22 protein-coding genes are annotated in these 17,465 nt (G+C 64.2%); 11 read left to right on the forward strand and 11 right to left on the reverse strand.

Annotated features, from left to right (window positions below):
* Positions 1-7: 7 nt before the first annotated feature.
* Together J4G43_RS24230 and J4G43_RS24235 are read right to left on the reverse strand one after the other, a co-directional pair.
* On the reverse strand, positions 8-778 hold the full coding sequence (locus tag J4G43_RS24230) for an ABC transporter permease (RefSeq protein ID WP_208086548.1): 771 nt from the start codon (positions 776-778) through the stop codon (positions 8-10).
* Between the two features lie 84 nt (positions 779-862).
* Positions 863-1,510, reverse strand: a complete 648-nt coding sequence (locus J4G43_RS24235; RefSeq protein ID WP_063983595.1) for a TetR/AcrR family transcriptional regulator — start codon at positions 1,508-1,510, stop codon at positions 863-865.
* Between the two features lie 100 nt (positions 1,511-1,610).
* Here J4G43_RS24235 and J4G43_RS24240 point away from each other — a divergent pair, with 100 nt between their 5' ends.
* Entirely contained in the window at positions 1,611-2,627 is a 1,017-nt protein-coding gene (locus J4G43_RS24240; RefSeq protein WP_208086549.1) for an ABC transporter substrate-binding protein, read from the forward strand.
* 118 nt (positions 2,628-2,745) lie between these two features.
* Here the strand turns inward: J4G43_RS24240 and panB are convergent, their stop codons facing one another.
* Complete coding sequence (gene panB, locus J4G43_RS24245) at positions 2,746-3,567, reverse strand: 3-methyl-2-oxobutanoate hydroxymethyltransferase (protein WP_208086550.1); 822 nt, start codon at positions 3,565-3,567, stop codon at positions 2,746-2,748.
* Positions 3,568-3,794: 227 nt separating this feature from the next.
* Between panB and J4G43_RS24250 the strand changes: the two genes are divergently transcribed.
* Positions 3,795-4,970: an IS481 family transposase gene (locus J4G43_RS24250; RefSeq protein WP_208085346.1), complete on the forward strand. Its 1,176-nt coding sequence runs from the start codon at positions 3,795-3,797 to the stop codon at positions 4,968-4,970.
* A 166-nt stretch (positions 4,971-5,136) separates the two neighbouring features.
* Here the strand turns inward: J4G43_RS24250 and J4G43_RS24255 are convergent, their stop codons facing one another.
* On the reverse strand, positions 5,137-6,480 hold the full coding sequence (locus J4G43_RS24255) for an IS1380-like element ISBdi2 family transposase (RefSeq protein WP_208086551.1): 1,344 nt from the start codon (positions 6,478-6,480) through the stop codon (positions 5,137-5,139).
* A gap of 350 nt (positions 6,481-6,830) precedes the next feature.
* Here J4G43_RS24255 and minC point away from each other — a divergent pair, with 350 nt between their 5' ends.
* From minC to J4G43_RS24275, 4 genes are all read left to right on the forward strand, one after another.
* A complete protein-coding gene (gene minC / locus J4G43_RS24260; protein WP_063983592.1) occupies positions 6,831-7,529 on the forward strand; it encodes a septum site-determining protein MinC in 699 nt (232 codons plus the stop codon).
* A 21-nt stretch (positions 7,530-7,550) separates the two neighbouring features.
* Positions 7,551-8,366, forward strand: a complete 816-nt coding sequence (gene minD, locus J4G43_RS24265) for a septum site-determining protein MinD (protein WP_063983591.1) — start codon at positions 7,551-7,553, stop codon at positions 8,364-8,366.
* Positions 8,363-8,644 carry a cell division topological specificity factor MinE gene (gene minE, locus J4G43_RS24270; RefSeq protein WP_063983590.1) on the forward strand — a complete coding sequence of 94 codons (282 nt, stop codon included), beginning with the start codon at positions 8,363-8,365 and terminating at the stop codon, positions 8,642-8,644. The genes minD and minE overlap by 4 nt, the downstream gene beginning before the upstream one ends.
* Before the next feature lie 212 nt (positions 8,645-8,856).
* On the forward strand, positions 8,857-9,042 hold the full coding sequence (locus J4G43_RS24275) for a hypothetical protein (protein WP_028161169.1): 186 nt from the start codon (positions 8,857-8,859) through the stop codon (positions 9,040-9,042).
* 16 nt (positions 9,043-9,058) lie between these two features.
* Here J4G43_RS24275 and J4G43_RS24280 read toward each other — a convergent pair whose 3' ends face one another.
* Positions 9,059-9,307, reverse strand: a complete 249-nt coding sequence (locus J4G43_RS24280; RefSeq protein WP_208086552.1) for a hypothetical protein — start codon at positions 9,305-9,307, stop codon at positions 9,059-9,061.
* A 111-nt stretch (positions 9,308-9,418) separates the two neighbouring features.
* Entirely contained in the window at positions 9,419-9,808 is a 390-nt protein-coding gene (locus J4G43_RS24285) for a hypothetical protein (protein ID WP_208086553.1), read from the reverse strand.
* A gap of 2 nt (positions 9,809-9,810) precedes the next feature.
* Here J4G43_RS24285 and J4G43_RS24290 point away from each other — a divergent pair, with 2 nt between their 5' ends.
* Complete coding sequence (locus tag J4G43_RS24290) at positions 9,811-10,581, forward strand: SDR family NAD(P)-dependent oxidoreductase (RefSeq protein WP_225005061.1); 771 nt, start codon at positions 9,811-9,813, stop codon at positions 10,579-10,581.
* Between the two features lie 95 nt (positions 10,582-10,676).
* Here the strand turns inward: J4G43_RS24290 and J4G43_RS24295 are convergent, their stop codons facing one another.
* Positions 10,677-10,907: a DUF6894 family protein gene (locus J4G43_RS24295; RefSeq protein ID WP_027530842.1), complete on the reverse strand. Its 231-nt coding sequence runs from the start codon at positions 10,905-10,907 to the stop codon at positions 10,677-10,679.
* 377 nt (positions 10,908-11,284) lie between these two features.
* Positions 11,285-12,319 carry a hypothetical protein gene (locus J4G43_RS24300; RefSeq protein ID WP_208086554.1) on the reverse strand — a complete coding sequence of 345 codons (1,035 nt, stop codon included), beginning with the start codon at positions 12,317-12,319 and terminating at the stop codon, positions 11,285-11,287.
* A gap of 335 nt (positions 12,320-12,654) precedes the next feature.
* Here J4G43_RS24300 and J4G43_RS24305 point away from each other — a divergent pair, with 335 nt between their 5' ends.
* A complete protein-coding gene (locus J4G43_RS24305; protein WP_208089401.1) occupies positions 12,655-13,272 on the forward strand; it encodes a L,D-transpeptidase in 618 nt (205 codons plus the stop codon).
* 66 nt (positions 13,273-13,338) lie between these two features.
* On the opposite strand, the gene J4G43_RS24310 is transcribed toward J4G43_RS24305, so the two are convergent.
* On the reverse strand, positions 13,339-13,770 hold the full coding sequence (locus J4G43_RS24310) for a COG4315 family predicted lipoprotein (protein WP_208086555.1): 432 nt from the start codon (positions 13,768-13,770) through the stop codon (positions 13,339-13,341).
* A gap of 121 nt (positions 13,771-13,891) precedes the next feature.
* Entirely contained in the window at positions 13,892-14,356 is a 465-nt protein-coding gene (locus tag J4G43_RS24315) for a MarR family winged helix-turn-helix transcriptional regulator (protein WP_071917490.1), read from the reverse strand.
* A gap of 102 nt (positions 14,357-14,458) precedes the next feature.
* On the opposite strand from J4G43_RS24315, the gene J4G43_RS24320 reads away from it, so the two are divergent.
* Both J4G43_RS24320 and J4G43_RS24325 read left to right on the forward strand, forming a co-directional pair.
* The gene (locus tag J4G43_RS24320; protein WP_208086556.1) at positions 14,459-16,381 is read left to right on the forward strand and encodes an FAD-binding monooxygenase; all 1,923 of its coding nucleotides are present in this window, start codon (positions 14,459-14,461) and stop codon (positions 16,379-16,381) included.
* 238 nt (positions 16,382-16,619) lie between these two features.
* The gene (locus J4G43_RS24325) at positions 16,620-16,847 is read left to right on the forward strand and encodes a hypothetical protein (protein WP_224580733.1); all 228 of its coding nucleotides are present in this window, start codon (positions 16,620-16,622) and stop codon (positions 16,845-16,847) included.
* A 15-nt stretch (positions 16,848-16,862) separates the two neighbouring features.
* Here the strand turns inward: J4G43_RS24325 and J4G43_RS24330 are convergent, their stop codons facing one another.
* Positions 16,863-17,141 carry a DUF3551 domain-containing protein gene (locus tag J4G43_RS24330; protein ID WP_208086557.1) on the reverse strand — a complete coding sequence of 93 codons (279 nt, stop codon included), beginning with the start codon at positions 17,139-17,141 and terminating at the stop codon, positions 16,863-16,865.
* Between the two features lie 111 nt (positions 17,142-17,252).
* Between J4G43_RS24330 and J4G43_RS24335 the strand changes: the two genes are divergently transcribed.
* Positions 17,253-17,459, forward strand: coding sequence for a hypothetical protein (locus tag J4G43_RS24335; protein ID WP_166096363.1), 207 nt, complete (start codon positions 17,253-17,255; stop codon positions 17,457-17,459).
* Positions 17,460-17,465: the final 6 nt, after the last annotated feature.

The raw sequence follows: 17,465 nt of genomic DNA on the forward strand, positions 1-17,465 counted from the left end.
TGCCGTTTCAAGTTTGCCTCGCATCGCCGACCACGAACATGCGTTCGAGGGCGAGGACAAGGCCGTAGAGAGCGACGCCGAGCAGGGTCAGCAGCACGACGGCCATCACCATCGCGGGCGTGTCGAGCGACGACTGCACCTGGATCATGAGATAGCCGAGCCCGCGCTCGGAGGCGATGAACTCGCCGACGATGGCGCCGGCCACCGCGAGGATCGCGCCGACCTTCATGCCGGAGAACACGTAAGGCAGCGATCCCGGCAACTGGATCTTGCGGAACAGCGTCCAGCGCGAGCCGCGCAGCGATTTGACGAGGTCGAGCAGGTCCGGCTCGACCTCGCGCAGGCCGCGCGCGGTGGTCAGCAGGATCGGGAAGAAGCAGATGCTGAAGGCGATCAAAATGTTCGGCACGATGCCGTAGGAGAACCAGACGATGAAGAGCGGGCCGAGCGCGACCTTCGGGATCATGTTCATCGTCACGAACAGCGGCAGCAGCACGAGGCTCAGCAGCGGTGCCCAGCTGAAGATCACGGCCAGCGCGACGCCGACGAACGCGCCGAGCGCGAATCCGCCGAGGATCTCGATCGCCGTGACGAGCGTGTTGGCGCCCCAGGCATAGTTCGCGGTGCCCAGCGTCTGCACCGTCGCGAGCGGGGAGGGCAGGATGAATTTCGGCACGTGGAAGGCATCGACCGCGACCTGCCAGAGCACGAGCACGGCGAGATGCACGATCAGGATGATCGCAAAGCTGCGCGAGGTGCGTGCGCCGTCTCCGGTCACCGGTTGCTCCCTGTCACTGCGGCGACGATGCCGCTGGAAGTTAAGCCTAGCCGGCCTTTCGGAAAGTTTCAACCAGTTGGTTGATTAGGGCCGGAGCGAATGCAGCAAGAGGTCGACGACATGCCTGCGGCGGGCGCGCCTTGCCGCCCGGCTCGACAGGTCCTTGCCGAAGATCGCCGACAGCGTCGGCGTGTTGGAGAGATAGAAATAGCTGAGGCCCGCGATGGAGATATAGAGCTGGATCGGATCGATCCCCTTGCGGAAGACGCCGGTGCGGACGCCCTCGTGGAGGATGTGGGAGACGCTCTTCACCAGCGGCGAATGCATCGCCTCCAGCCGCGTCGAGCCGCGGACGTGGCGGGCGCCGCCGCGGTTCTCGTCGTTCAGGAGCACGATGAAATCGGGGTTTGTTGCGAGGTAATCGAACGAGGCCTCGATCAGCTTCCGGATCGCCTTTTCCGGCGGCAGGCCTTCGAGGTTGAGCTGGCGCTCCTGCTCGCGGATATCGGCGTAGACCCATTCGAGCACGGCGAGATAGAGCGCATCCTTGTCGCCGAAGTAGTGGTAGACGAGCTGCTTGTTGACCCCCGCGCGCTCGGCGATCTCGTCGACGCGGGCGCCGGCAAAGCCGTGCCGGGCGAACTCCAGGCGCGCCGCGGTGAGCAGCTTCTTTCGGGTGGCGACGGGATCGCGCCGCTGCGGCACGGTGTCGCCTGAACGTTTTGCGGGCATTTCCAACCAGACAGTTGACAAGTCGAGGGCGGGCTTGTTGCATTGGTATCCTCACATGGGGAGAGCGACAAGCCGGGTCGCGGCAATGAGGAGGGATGCGATGAAGCGTTTGCAGGCTGCGGGCTCGGCTTTGGCTTTGGCCCTGATGCTCGGCGTGCCGGCGGTGCCGGCGAGCGCGGGCGAGGCGGTCAACCTGATCCTGAACTGGACGCCGACGGCCGACCATTCGCCGTTCTATTACGCCAGGGCGCAGGGCTGGTACGAGAAGGCCGGCATCGACCTGACCATCGAGGTCGGCAAGGGCTCCGGCGTCTCCGCCGCCAAGGTCGGCTCCGGCGGCTCGCCGTTCGGCATCGCCGATCTCGCCACCATGCTGGTCGCCAAGAGCAAGGGCGCCGACGACGTCGCGCTGATGAGCATCTACGCCAACACCGGCCAGACGTTTTATTGGCTGAAGAGCTACGGCGTGAATGGCGTCAAGGAGTTTCCGAGCCACAAGATCGGCAACCCGCCCGGCGACGCCTCGCGCGTGATGTGGCCGGCCTTTGCCAAGGCCGCAGGCATCGCGCCTGATGCCGTCAGCTTCGTCAATATCGGGCCGACCGCGAAAATCGCGGCGCTGAAGAGCCATACCGTCGACATCATCAGCGATTTCTACAACGAGCACGATCTGAAGGTGACGGAGTTCGGAAGCGATCTCGGCTACGTCAACTGGAAGGACATCGGGCTCAACCCCTACGGCAATTCGCTGATCGTCAATGGCGCCTATCTGCAGAAGAACCCGAAGCTGGTCGAGGAGTTCGTCCGCATCTCGCAGAAGGCCTTTGCGGCCTGCGTCGCCGACGTCACGCCGTGCCTGAAGGCGCTGCTCGACCAGGTCTCCGGTCTCGACAAGGAGAACCAGGAACGGCAGTGGGAGCGCATCAAGTATTTGATGACCGACGAGTTCACGACCACCAAGGGTCTCGGCTGGATCGACGGCGAGCGGATGAAGAAGGACTATGAGCTGGTCCAGACCTATCTCGGCATGGAGAAGCCGTTCGACGTGAACACGGCGTTCACGACGAAGATGCTGGATCCCGCCGTCAAGATGGATGCGAGCAAGGTGAAGAAGTAGGGCACCCGTACGCTTCCGCTTGTAGCCCGGATGGAGCGAAGCGCAATCCGGGAAACCTGCCGCTGAGGATGCGCTGTCCCGGATTTCGCTGCGCTCCATCCGGGCTACGGTGCTACCCTCAGCTTTTCTTCATCTCGTAGACGTGTTCGGGCCCGGGAAAGGCGCGCGACCGCACGTCGGCGGCATAGCCTTCGATCGCCGCTTCGATGGCCGGACCAAGATTGCCGTACCGCCGGACGAATTTCGGGGTGCGTGGCGACAGCCCGAGCATATCCTCGAGCACGAGCACCTGACCGTCGCAGGCAGCGCTCGCACCGATGCCGATGGTAGGGATCGCAATCGTCTCCGTAATCCTGCGCGCCAACTGTTCGGCCACGGCTTCGACGACGACCGAGAATGCACCGGCATCGGCGACGGCCTTCGCATCGTCCTCGATCGGGCCCCAGTCCACCTCGTTGCGCCCCTGGGCACGAAACGAACCGAGCGTGTTGATGGATTGCGGTGTGAGGCCAACATGCCCCATCACTGGGATGCCGCGCCCGGACAGGAATGCAATCGTCTCGGCCATGCGGACGCCGCCCTCAAGCTTCACCGCGCCGCATTGCGTTTCCTTCATGATCCGCACCGCGGAGTTGAACGCCTGCTCCCTGGAAGCTTCATACGAGCCGAATGGCATATCGACGACGACCAGCGCCTGCTTCGAGCCGCGCATCACCGCGGCGCCCTGAAGGATCATCATGTCGAGCGTAACCGGCACCGTCGTCTCGAAGCCATGCATGACGTTGCCAAGGGAATCGCCGACCAGGATGACGTCGCAATGCCGATCCACCAGTGCGGCCGTATGCGCGTGATAGGACGTCAGCATCACGATCGGCTCGCCCCGCTTGCGTGCACGGATGTCCGGCGCGGTCTTGCGCCTGATGGAAGACTGAATTGACATGATCGGCTCCGTCTGCGGGGGAGGCGGATCGAAACCAGATGCCATGAGCATGTCAATCCGGATGGTCGGGCCTGCGATCACAATGGACGGCGTGAGGGCCCACTGTCTCGACATTCTCAGTGTCATCGCCCGCCTTCTGTTTAGCCCGGACAGATCACTGACGGGTGTTCGGAGACATAGCTGACACATCAACATTGGCTGGATTGGTCCGATTCGGGAGGCCGTCCATGCCTTGGAGCGAGGTGTCAGTGATGGATCAGCGTCACGAGTTTGTGCGGCTGGCTTTGCAGGAGGGCGCCAACCGGCGCGAACTGTGCCGTCGGTTCAACGTCAGTCCTGACGTCGGCTACAAGTGGCTGGCGCGCTGGCAGGCCGGCGATCGGGAGCTGGCCGACCGCTCCCGGCGCCCGCATGCGATGCCCAAGCGGAGTGAGGCTGCGGTCGAAGTAGAAGTCCTGGCTGTACGCGACAAGCATCCGGCTTGGGGAGCACGGAAGATTGCCCATTGCCTGAAGCGGGGCGGGCAGACGGTGCCTGTGCCATCAACGGTGCACCAGATCCTGTGTCGGAACGGCCGGGTCAAACCGAGTGAGAATGCGCCGCCCAATCCGGGCCACCGGTTCGAGAAGGAAGCTCCCAATCTGCTGTGGCAGATGGACTTCAAGGGCCACCTGCCGCTGGCCGACGGGACACGATGCCATCCGCTGACCATCGTCGACGATCACTCGCGCTACGTGCTGTGCCTGAAGGCATGTGCCGACGAGCAGCGTCTCACCGTGCAGAATCACCTGTCGACGACGTTCCGCTGCTATGGCCTGCCAGAGGCCTTCTACACCGACAATGGCTCACCCTGGGGCGATACGTCCGGCATTCGTTGGACCGGACTGAAGGTGTGGCTGCTCAAGCTTGGCGTCAGGGTGGTGCACGCCAGGCCATGCCACCCACAGGCCCGCGGCAAGAACGAGCGCTTCCATCGCACCCTGAAGGCCGAGGTGTTTGCAATGCGCCGCTTCCGAACTCTCCCGGAAGTCCAGCGCGCCTTCGACGCCTGGCGGCCGGTCTACAATCTGGAGCGGCCTCACCAAGGCCTCGATATGCAGGTCCCTGCCGATCGCTTCCGGCCAAGTGCTCGCCCCATGCCGGCCCGCGTTCCGAACGTCGAATACGACAGCGGCGAGATCGTGCGCAGGGTCTCATCGACAAGACCCTACATCTCCTTCAAGGGACGCTTCTGGAAAGTTCCCCAGGCCTTCGCCCGCGAACGCCTTGCCATCCGGCCACTGGTTCGTGACGGCCACTACGGAATCTTCTTCGCCAGCTGGCAGGTCGCATCGATCGACTTGACCAATGGCCAACCTGTCAGTGATGTGTCCGAACAGGTGTCAGCCATGTCTCCGGACTAACCCGTCCTATTCGTGAGAGTGCGGCTTTTGGGCCCGATTGATGCGGCCGCACATCTTGTCTGACGAGGCGCACAGGATTGCCTTCGGCTTTTCGCCGCCTGACGACCGGTACTTTGCAACGCGCTTGAGGGATGGGTTGGGCGAACGGGGGCGGACGCCCCGCCGGTCAAGGACCGAGCGGCAGCAGCGCGCCGGGCAAGCCGCAGATCAGGTCGGCTTCGGGACATGCCGCGGCAAACGCAAGGCGAATGCGGCTCGTGGTCTCGACGACACGGGCGGCGATTTTCAAGAGACGAAGACGCAGCGTCGCGAACTCGGCAGCGGCCAATTCCCGGGCTTTGGGAATGGCGTCGCGCACGGTCAGCATCAGCCAATAAGCGGCCGTATGGAGCACGAGACGGACCTGGTTGGCGAGCGCCGAACGGCAGCTGGTGCGATCGGAGGCGAGCTGCGTCTTATGCAGCTTGATCAGATTCTCGGCTTGGCCGCGCGCGCAATACAGGCTGTCGTAGATCCACTCGGCCGAGCCGACATCGAGGCTGGTGACGACGAAGCGGATGTCGAGGCCGAGCATCGTCGCCTCAATACGGGCGACAGTGCGCCGTTCGCGATCCCAGGACTTTGCCTTGTGGCGCGTCTCGGTATAGCCACGCAGAACCGGCAGGTTCTCGATGGCGCGTCGCGTGCGGATGTCGTCGGCGACCTCGTCGACTTTTCTGGCGAGAGGCTTGGTGCCGGACAGACCGAAGATGTAGTCGATGCCGTTGGTCTCGCACCACGCCATGGCCTCCGGCCGGGCATAGTGCCCGTCGCCACGGAACGTAATTTGCGTGTTGTGCCATCGCGTCCGGATATGCCGTACCAGGCGGCGCAGATGGGCACGCACCTCGACGCCGCCCGGCGTCTTGCCGGGCCGCAGCACGACGGCCACGGGCCGGCTCTTCTCCGTGTCGTAGACGTGGATCGGCAGAAAGCAGCGTTCATCATAATGAGCGTTGAACAGCGAGAGCTGCTGATGGCCGTGGACGACGTCGCAGGTATCATCGATGTCGAGCGTGACGGATGCCGGCTCGTGGGGGTAGCTATCCATCCATGCGTCGACCAAAATGTAGGTCAGTCGGATCACGTCGCGCAGGCGCGGAGCATTCTCCAGCCGCGACAGCGTCGGCTGGGAACACAAATCCCGGCCCGTGTCCGGTAGGCGACCGCAGGCCAGCTTGAATGCCGGATCGGACCGCAGATGATCGAGGTCGTCGGCGTCCTCGTAGCCGCAGCAGATCGCGAACATGCGCGCGCGGAACATATCGACCAGGCTGTGCACGACCCGCGTCGGATCGCGCCGATCCGGGAACACCCGGGCCAGATTGTCGGCCAAACCGAGACGCCGCTCGGCCATCGCCAGAAGCATCACGCCCCCGTTCGAGGTCAGGCGCCCACCATCGAAGGCAGCTGTGACTTTCTTGGCGTGAACGGCTGGAAACGAGAAGGGCGGAATCGTATCATCGGTCATGGCGGGCGTGGCGTTCGCGGTTGAAGGTGATGGGGTGGCTTCGCAACCGAATCCTACGCCGCATCAGCGCTTTACACCACGCTCGCCAGCCCTCAGGCGCACTCTTACGAATAAGACGGGCTAAACAGTAGGCGGGCGATCCAGTATTCCAGAGGCCGTGCCATGATGCGGATAAGCCGCGGCGTACTGGATGCCCCGGTCAAGCCGGGGCATGACCGGAAGCGCTCGCCCAAGCCCTTCCGCAGGCCCAGCCCGTCCACACCCCCACGTGCCCTAGGATAAATTAACCAGCCATTAACCAAATTCGCCGCATCGTTAACCATTCAATAACAGGGATCGAGTCGGCCGCTATGGAGGCTGCAGCAAAAGTCCAACGCCAAATGGTTCGCCTGCGCGGGCGCTCCTACGTGGCCTTCGTGTTCGTGCCGACGGTTCCGATCCAGGACTGGCTGCAGGAGATCGACGCCACGATTGCGCGCTCGCCGGGTTTCTTCGCCGGCCGGCCCGTGGTGATCGATCTGTCCTCGGTCGATCTCAGCCAGTCCGGCATCGCCCATCTGCTCACGAGCCTCCAGGATCGCAACATCCGGGTGCTCGGGATCGAGGGGGTGGAGGAGGGCCGGCTGACGCCGACCATGCCGCCGCTGCTCTCGGGAGGGCGCAGCTGCGTGGTCGAGCCGAGCGCGCCGAAGAAGGCCGAGGCGAAGGCCGTAACCAAGCCGACCTCGCTCCTGCTCGATAGCCCGGTGCGCTCGGGCCAGACCGTGATCTTCCCGGAGGGCGACGTCACCATTCTGGGCTCGGTCGGCTCCGGCGCCGAAGTCGTCGCCGGCGGTTCCATCCACATCTACGGCGCGCTCCGCGGCCGTGCCATGGCGGGGGTCAATGGGCACACGAGCGCCCGCATCTATTGTCAGAAGATCGAGGCTGAACTGCTTGCAATTGATGGATTTTACCAGACTGCGGACGACATCGACGCCGCTTTGCGCGGCAAGCCGGCGCAGGCCTGGCTGCAGGGGAATACCATGCGAATTACAGCACTGAACTGACCAGCAAAGGAGACATTTCAGATGAGTAAGGTACTGGTCGTGACATCAGGCAAGGGCGGGGTCGGCAAGACCACGACGACCGCCGCGTTGGGGGCTGCGCTGGCGCAACGCGGCGACAAGGTCGTCGTCGTCGATTTCGACGTCGGCCTGCGCAACCTCGACCTCGTCATGGGCGCCGAACGCCGCGTCGTGTTCGATCTCATCAACGTGGTGCAGGGTGTCGCAAAGCTGCCGCAGGCGCTGATCCGCGACAAGCGGCTGGAGAATCTCTGGCTGCTGCCGGCCTCGCAAACCCGCGACAAGGACGCGTTGACGGAAGAGGGCGTCGGCAAGGTCATCGACGATTTGCGCGACCGCTTCGACTGGGTGATCTGCGACAGCCCGGCCGGCATCGAGCGCGGCGCCTCCATGGCGATGCGCTTTGCGGACGAGGCCGTGATCGTCACCAATCCGGAAGTCTCCTCGGTGCGCGATTCCGACCGCATCATCGGCATGCTCGATTCCAAGACGGTGCGGGCCGAGAAGGGCGAGCACGTCCAGAAGCACATTCTCATCACCCGCTACGATGCCTCGCGCGCCGCGCGCGGCGAGATGCTGACCATCGACGACATTCTCGAAATCCTCGCAACGCCCCTGCTCGGCATCATCCCCGAGAGCCAGGACGTGTTGAAGGCCTCCAATGTCGGCACGCCGGTGACGCTGTCGAACGTGGACGGCGCACCCGCACGGGCCTATATCGACGCGGCGCGGCGGCTGTGCGGCGACACCGTGGCGATGCAGGTTCCGGCCGAGCGCAGGCGCTTCATGGATCGTCTGCTGCGACGGAGGGCTGCATGAGCATGGGTCTGCTTCGGCTTCTCCGCGGCAAGAAGGCCTCTGCCCCGGTCGCTCGCGAGCGATTGCAGATCCTGCTTGCCCATGAACGCGGATTGCGCGGCCAGCCCGATCTGCTCGGCGTGCTGCGCGAGGAAATTCTTGCTGTCGTGTCCAGGCACGTCACGCTGGATCCGACCAAGGTCATCGTCCGGCTCGAGCGCGGCGACGAGGTATCGACCCTGGAGGTCGATATCGAGGTGCCGAACGATTTGGAGCGCAAGCGCGCGGCGGTCGGGTAGGGGATCCGGCCGGTACACTGCAAATTTGGGGTGGGTGAGAAGGCGGTCCGCTGGGCATAGCGGACCGCCTTTGTCTTGCTTGCTCGTCACGTCAAATTCCAGGCCTGCCGATGTGATCGGTCGTGGGCGGAACGGCACCTGCGGCGAAATCGTTGTCAGAGGCCGCGGAGCGCCAAGCCAGGCGCTGCGGTTTCCTGAACAGGAGAGCGCCCATGATATCCGAGATCCAGGTCCACACCATCGCGCGCCAGATGCTGGAAAAACATGGTTTCGCTGCGATTGCGAAGGCCGCCGAGCAGGCCCAGGCCTGTGAGGGCCGCGGCGAGGCCGATGAGGCCAAGGAGTGGCGTCACATCGAGGACGCCATGAAGATCATCCGCGGCCCGCACCAGAGCTGATCCGCGGCCAGCGCGCTCAGCGCTCCCCGCGGTCGGCGCCCGGCTGCGGAGTGCGATTTTGTGTCTGCGGCTGGGGACGCTCGCCTGTCTCTTTGCAGGGCAGCGGTTCCCACGAGCCGTCGGGCGCCTGCTGGTAGGCACTACAGGATGACGAGGTGGATTTTTCCTCGCCTTTCTGGGCATCGGAATTCTTCGCCAGGGCGGGCGCGGTCAGCACCGTGGCGGCCGCAAATGCGCCGGCGAAAACGAAATGGATACTCCGCATGTGGGCTCTCCTGTTCGAATTCGAAGAGGCCGCATGGTGTCGAGGATTATGACGATAGTTAGCCGCCGCGACGGTTCCGCCGCAGCGTGCTTAATGCCCGCGAGAGAGCGCCTAGCCGCCCTTGCTGCGGATCAGGCCGGCGAGGTTGGTTTTCTGGGCCTCGCACCAGCCGGGCATGCCGAGGCGGCGCTGGTCCATGTCGGTCGCCTTGGTCGCGACCGCGACCTCGGCCATCAAATCGTCGTCCTGCTTCTCGCCCATCTTGCCGCCGGTGTGCATCCAGGCGATCGCCTTGCGCACCTTCTCGGTGGTGCCGTCCGGCAGCTGCATCTGCTGCGCCTTCTGCACGAGGTCCTGATAGACGAGATCGGTGTTCGGACATTCCACCTTGGCGGCGAAGGCCTGCAAGACCATCGTCACATAGGTCGAGCGTGCACGGTCCGCCGCTTGGGCCGGCGCGGCGAGCAGTAACAGACCTGCGATCAGGAAACCGGTGCGCATCCTTGGTATCTCCTCCGTTTTTTGGGAGGCTAGCGTCCGGCAAGCCACTCCGCAACGGCATCGGCCGCGCGATTGCGCAGGCGCTGGTCGGCGAGGGCGTTCGGACCGTGTTCGCCGATGTGAGCCTGGAACGGGTGAGCGCGGCGATCGGCGCGAGCGGCAGGCCTGAACTGGCGGTGCCGTGGGTCGGCGATCTCGCCAGGTCAGACGCATGCGACGCCCTGCTGGCCGCCGCAGAGGCGCTCGGCGAGGTCTCGCATTTCGTGCACAGCGCATCGCCGCCGCGGCGGGAGGCCGATCATGCGCTCGCGGTCGATCGCAAGACCTGGCAGGAGATGCATGCCGTCAATCTCGATGCCGGATTCCATCTGGCGCGCGGGCTGGCAAAACGGCTGATCGCGGCGAAACGGCCGGGCTCGTTCCTGTTTCTCACCTCGCTGCACGCGGGCACGCCGCGCAACCTGCCGCATTATTCGACGGCGAAGGCGGGAATGGCGATGCTGGTGAAGGAGCTCGCGAAGACGCTCGGGCGTCACGACATCCGCGTCAACGCGCTGGTGCCCGGCGCGATCGCGGCGGGCGGGTTCGTTGCCGATGCCTCGCTGGCGAAGCACATTCCGCTCGGGCGTCTCGGCGAGGCCAAGGACCTCGCGCCGATGGCGCTTGCGGTGCTGTCGAACAAGCTCTCGGGTTACGTCACCGGCGCAGCCTTCGTCGTCGACGGCGGATTGTCGCTGACGAACTGGTTCGAGCCGCCGGTGCTGGACGACTAAAGTCCCGTTCCGATGACCCGGAACGGTGCTTTTGAGTCACGGATCGACGCGCCCTTACGCGAACCGGTTTCCAAATCGCTCGAAAACGCTGTGGCCTAGCGTCGCCAGGCCGGCACGGGATCGAGCGGCGTGCGATAGACCTCGTTGTGATCGCGATCGGTGACGCGCACCGCGCAACCCTTCCGTTGCAGCTCCGGCTTCACCTGCGACAGCTCGGTAGCCAATTGAACGGCGCGATCGGAAGCGACCTCGATGTCTTCGAGGATGATTCCACCCTGGTTCTTGAACTCTTCACCAACCACGAGATCGAAGGAATAGTAGGGCATTCGATTTCCCCGGTGTGACGACGTGAGCTTCAGTGGAAGTCTCAACACATCCCGGATGATACCACTGAGTCGATATTTTCGAATGAACAGGTCGCGCAATCTCTGTGCTTATGGCGCAGAAATCATGTGCAGCATTTGTGTGCGTTAAGATTTTATTAAATATGTCGACGTGATCATAAGGCATGGAATTGCAGCAGAACCGGGCTCCGGGAACCGGCAGCTGCAAGAGAAGGCCGGCGGCATAAATCCCGACGGCCTTTTCTCTTGACGGAAGACGATCGAAATATCGGTCTCCGTAATTGCCCGGACTCAACGCGTCGCATCGACTCGGACAGCTTGGACGACGTCGCGACAGCGACGCTGCGTCGGCGCCTGATCTAGCGCAGCGGCATCGGCGGACGCACGACAGGTCCGTCGTCATCGGCAATGGCTTGCGTCGTGGCGACCGGTGCTGCCGTCGGCGCGACCGCGGCAGCCTGCGAAGGTGCAGGCGGCGCGGGCGAATAGGCCGGCATGTAGGTTTGCGACACGACAGGCTTCGGCTTGCGCACCGGAGCCGCCGGAGATCGCGGCGGGAGCGTGGACACGCGCGCGCGCGGATCGACTGGCTTGGCCTCAGCCACCGGCTTTGGCGCGGGCGGTTTCGCCATCTCGCGCGCCATCTGCTCCTGCCCGGCCTTCAGCTCGGCGATGTTGGCCTTGAGCGCTTCGATCTGCTGCGCCATCGCTGCGAGATCGCGCGTCATCGATTGGACCGACTGCGCGGGATCGGGCTGTGTTGCGACAGGTGCGGCTGCTGCAACCTGAACCGGAGGCGGCGTCGCGGGTTGAGCAGCTTGATCCGCCGCTTGATCCGTTGCGACTGGCTCCGCGGGCGGCGCGGCCTGCGCAGCGGTGACCGGCGCGGCGGTCACCGGTGCCGCCGTTTGCGATGTCGAAGGCAACAGCGAAGTCAACGCAGTCAATGCAGGTGTCCATTCGGCGAGGATCTGCCTGGCCGTGTCGCCATGTTTCTCCCAGGCGACAGTGGCGGCCGCGCTTCCGCCCGCAAACAAGATCATAATGAACGCGCCGCGCAGCCATTTGCCGGCGGAGGATCGCTTCTGCCGGTTGCGACCATCGCTGGCCGCGACGCGCACGGCGGTGTCGACCGAGGGGGCTGCCGTCTGCGGCTCCAAGACGGGACTGAACTTCGGCTCCGGATTGACGGTGCGCTCCGGCGTGAACTTCGGATCTATTTTCGGCTCTGGACGGGTTGCGATCTCAGGGGCCAACGCGGGCGCACCACTGATGGGGCGCGAAGCCAGCACCATGTCGGGTGAAATCTCAACGGCGTCGTGCGGATCGTTGTCCTTGACCGTGTCCTTCACGATCTCATCGACGATTTGCCTAGAGTTCAGCGTCGCGAGCATCGCAGCTCCTTTGAAGTCCGAGTGTTTAAAGTATGGGCGTCCGCATTGGCGCGAGCCGATCTGTCGAGGTGAACCCATCCCAAATCCGATGAGTCCGCACGATGACCCACGAGTCCAGCCGGGTTTGACCAAAGCAAGGCGAGGGGATGGAGACTGTGCGACGCTTCTTCGCCGTTTGTGGTGATGGAACCATGCCAGTCGAACACGGGCACGTGTTCCGCATTGCCTTGTTTTCAGCACGATTTGGGCAGCATCTGGCGTCGCTGGGAGCGCAACTATCCGCTATCGGGGGGCCGGTGGTGCCAAAATCTCTAATCGTATTGTTCGTCATGGCCATGCTTCCGCTCGCCGGCTGCATGCAGACGACGCTTTCTCCATCGACGGATGCGAGCATGACGCCGCGCGACCGGCAGTTGCTTGCGCACACGCCCTACGCGCAGGCGAACGTGCCTGAGCAATATCTCCGTCATATCGTCGACTATCCGCGCAAGGAGCAGCCGGGCACGATCCTGGTCGATACCGATGCGCGCTATCTCTATTTCGTGCTGCCCGAAGGCAAGGCGATCCGCTACGGCGTCGCGGTCGGAGAGGAAGCCATGGCCTTCTCCGGCGTCGCGCGCGTCGGCCGTCTGGCGGAATGGCCCGACTGGGTTCCGACAGCGGAGATCCAGGCGCGGCTCGGACCGTATCCGGCGCGCGTCGCCGGTGGCCCCGCCAATCCGCTGGGCGCGCGGGGCATCTATCTCTACCTCGGCAACAAGGACACGCTCTACCGTATCCACGGCACCAACCAGCCGGAATATATTGGGCAGGCGATCTCGTCCGGCTGCATCCGGATGCGCAACGAGGACGTGATCGATCTGTTCAACCGGGTGAAGCTGAATGCCACGGTGGTGGTGCTGCCGCCCGGGCAGAATGCACGGGTCGACGCGGGGTCTAGCTGGCGCGGCTAAGCGCGGTGCGATCGGTCATTCCACTGCTCACGAGGCTTTCGTCGTGGCAGGGTTGCCGGTTGAGACCTAGTTCTCAGGCCGGGCGACGCGCCATTGCAGAGTCGTGGCATTGCCGTTGGCATCGCCTGGCGCCTTGTCGGCCGGCGAGGTGTAGAGCGGACGATAGCGGTACGCCCACATCTTGCTGCCGTCGTTGCGGCTGATCACGGTGAAGTCGCCGATGGCCTTGGCGTCGACCGTTGCGGGCAGCGGTACAAAGCTCTCGGCGCACTTGCCGTTGCAGTTCGACGTCTTGCCGGTGGTGTCGCGCTCGTAAGTGTAGAGCGTCATGCCCTTGAGGTCGACGAGGGTGGGGCCCTGCTTGGTCAGGACCACCTTCGCCGGTGCGGTCGTGGCCTCGGACTTCGGCGGAGCAGGGTCGCCACCGCCATGGCCGTTGGCAAGCGCAGGACCGGCCGAGAGCGCGATGGCCGTCGCCGCAATGAGGAACCTGAACATCCGAAACTCCCGAGCGGCAAAGTTAATCGCGCGTTAAGCGCCGAATGTTGGCGACCGTAGCAGCCGAAGGTTAGTTCCAGGTTTCGTGGCACTGCGACAATTACGGATAGAAATACGGGGTTCATGCCTCCAGCTCGCGCAGCGGGGCGCGGCTGAGCTCGTTGCCGGCGGCAATGGCCTTGCGCAGCAGCCGCATCAGCTCTTCACTTTCCTTCGCGCTGAGACCGCGCAGCATGACGCGCTGGGCGGACTCCACGGCCGGGGTGATCTTGCGCAGCGTGCGTCGGCCCTCGTCGGTGATCTCGAGCTCGCGGGCGCGGCGGTCGCGGCTGGAGGCGCGGCGCTCGGCAAGGCCTTTCTGGACGAGGCGGTCGATGACCCCGGTGATGGTGGTGCGGTCGTAGGCAATCAATCCTGCGAGCGTCACCTGGTCGAGCCCCGGATTGGCCTTGATGGTTGCAAGCGCCGCGTATTGCACCGGCGTCAGGTCGAAACCGGCTTCGCCAACCTCGGCCAGAAACACCGCCACCGCGATCTGCTGGAACCGGCGCGCCAGATGCCCGGGCATGTCGTTGTTGTCTTTCACCGAATTCTCCGTTGCGGTAGGGAAGGCGCGGATCATTGACAAGTATACTGATAGTCAGCATACTGAGCAATATCGAAGAAGACGTTGACGGGAGAGGTGCTCATGCAATTCCATCTCAATGGATTTCAGCCGGGCGATCCTGAAATCGCCGATCCCGCCGATCGCATTCTGGCTTCGGGCGCGGCCGGGGCCGTGCCCGAAGAGGTCGATGTCCTCATCGTCGGCTGCGGCCCCGCGGGCCTGACGCTCGCGGCCCAGCTTGCGCAATTCGGCGACATCAAGACCTGCATCGTCGAGCAGAAGCCGGGCCGTTTGCTGGTCGGGCAGGCCGACGGCATCGCCTGCCGCACCATGGAGATGTTCCACGCCTATGGCTTCAGCGCGCGCGTGCTGAAGGAAGCCTATTGGGTCAACGAGACCACGTTCTGGAAGCCGGACGAACGGAAGCCCGAGACGATCGTCCGTAGCGGGCGTGTGCAGGATGTCGAGGACGGGCTGTCCGAATTCCCGCATGTCATCCTCAACCAGGCGCGCATCCATGACGGCTTTCTCGATGTCATGCGCAAATCGCCGGCCAAGCTCGAACCGCATTACAACCGGCGCCTGCTCGACCTCGAGGTCGATTCGGCCGCGGGTCCTGCCGACCATGCCGTGACGGTGCGGCTCGAGCGCTGCGACGGCGCAAACGAGGGCAAGATCGAAACGATCAAGGCGCGTTATGTCGTCGGCTGCGACGGCGCGCGCAGCACGGTGCGCAAGTCGATCGGCCGCGAGCTGCATGGCGATTCCGCCAACCACGCCTGGGGCGTGATGGACGTGCTGGCGGTGACCGACTTTCCCGACATCCGCTTCAAGGCCCTGATCCAGTCGGCGAAGGACGGCAGCCTGCTGATCATTCCGCGCGAAGGCGGCTACATGGTCCGCCTCTATGTCGAGCTGGCAAAACTCGACGTCGGCGAACGCGTCGCCAATCGCAACATCACGGCTGAGGACGTGATTGCGAAGGCGCAGCGGATCCTGAAGCCGCACACGTTGGATGTGAAGGAGATCGCCTGGTGGTCGGTCTACGAGATCGGCCAGCGCCTGACCGACAAGTTCGACGACGTGCCGGACGCCGAGATCGCCGCGCGCCTGCCGCGCATCTTCATCGCCGGCGATGCCTGCCACACCCACAGCCCGAAGGCGGGGCAGGGCATGAACGTCTCGATGCAGGACGCTTTCAATCTCGGCTGGAAGCTCGCCGCCGTCCTCCGGGGGCAGTGTGCACCGAGCCTCTTGCATTCCTATTCGGCCGAGCGCCAGGCGGTGGCGAAGGAGCTGATCGATTTCGACCGCGAATGGGCGGGCATTCTCGCCTCCGCCGCCAAGGCCGGTGGTGCCGATGCGGCCAGGACGCAGGACTATTTCGTCAGGCACGGGCGCTATACCGCGGGCACGGCGACGCATTACCGGCCGTCGCTCCTCACTGGCGCGACATCACACCAGCATCTTGCCGAAGGCCTCGTCATCGGCACGCGCTTCCATTCCGCGCCGGTGATCCGGCTTGCGGACGCCAAGCCGGTGCATCTCGGCCATGCCGCGCAGGCCGATGGCCGCTTCCGCATCTACGCGTTCTCGCCCGCGGAAGATCCCGCGGCTGCTGGCTCGGCCATTCGGACCCTGTGCAATTTCCTCTCCGAAGCCAGGGAATCGCCGGTCAGGCGATACACGCCCGCTGGGGCTGACATCGACAGCGTGATCGACCTCCGCGCGGTCTTCCAGCTGGATCATCGCAAGCTCGCCATTGAAGCGATGCCTTCCCTGCTGCTTCCGCGCAAGGGCCGCTACGGTTTGCTCGACTACGAAAAGATGTTCTGCCCCGACCTCAAGAGCGGCCAGGACGTTTTCACCATGCGCGGTATCGATCGGAGGGCTGGCTGCATCGTCGTGGTGCGCCCCGACCAATATGTCGCGCAGGTTCTTCCGATCGACGCTTTTTCTGCGCTCGCGGCGTACTTCGACGCGTTCATGCTGCAAGCGAGCTGACGCTCAAACAGCCCTGGCGTTGCCAACGAAAGCCGGTCCTCGCGCCGGGCTTTCCGTTTGGTTCGAGACAGGTTCCCGGCGCGTATCATTTAAGAAAGTTCTTCGCGGGCAGATTTCATCGATCGTAATATGTGTACTCAAAGCTGTAAGCATCCACTCGGGGCAGCGGGGCAACGGGAGGATGACGATGAGACAGAGCCAGGCGGAGACGCGCCGCCAAAATGTCGCGAAGCGGTCGATGACCAAGGAGGCCAAACAACTGTCCAGCCTGATCGCCGGGCTGCGCAAATCCCTCGACGGGATTCACAAGGAGCGGACGAGCACGAAGCTCACCGGTGCCGAGATGGGCATGCTCGACGAGCGCCGCAACAACCTGCTGCTGACCATCGCAGCGTTGGACGACCGTCTCTCGGCGGTGCAAGGGCTGATCGATCTCGGCCGTCCCCATATCATTCGCGTCCACTAAGCGGATCGCGATACCTTAACGGTTCCGTCGCGGCGGCGATGGACCCGGGCCCGGTGGCCGGCGCCGCAGGGCATAAGGGTTGGCGTAGCACTGGGCGGACTGCCCGGAAGCAGTCGCGGCGCACTGCGCGATCGACGTGAAGCTGCAATCGATGCTGCTGCCGTCGATGGTGTAGATCTCGATGCAGACGGGATAGCGCGGATCGTAGGTCTGCGCCCGCGCAGGTGCGGTGGCAAGCAGCGCCACGCCAGGCAAGCCCGCGACAAGCAGAATCGCATTTCTGATGCTGCGCACGATCAATCTCCGTCGCTCAGTTGGAACCAGGGCACAATGCTGCCGTCGATGGCACCAAATTGCCACGCTCCCGGCGAATTGCCGCCAAAGCCCGCTGCCACGAGGGAGCGGGTGCAGGACGACGCAAGGGGATGCGCATTGGCCTATAAGATGGTCGCAGAACGCGACAATGAGAAGTGCAGTTTTGCCCGCGAGAGCCGGTTGCTCATCGTGGCGAAGGCAAAAGTATGGGCGAGCGAGGGATGGAAGGTCGTCATCACCGACCCGGACGGCAAGGCCTACACTCCGCCCGAATTCGATCAGCTATCGGCGGCGTGACCGCGC

It is taken from the genome of Bradyrhizobium barranii subsp. barranii, assembly GCF_017565645.3.
Classification (GTDB): Bacteria; Pseudomonadota; Alphaproteobacteria; order Rhizobiales; family Xanthobacteraceae; genus Bradyrhizobium; species Bradyrhizobium barranii.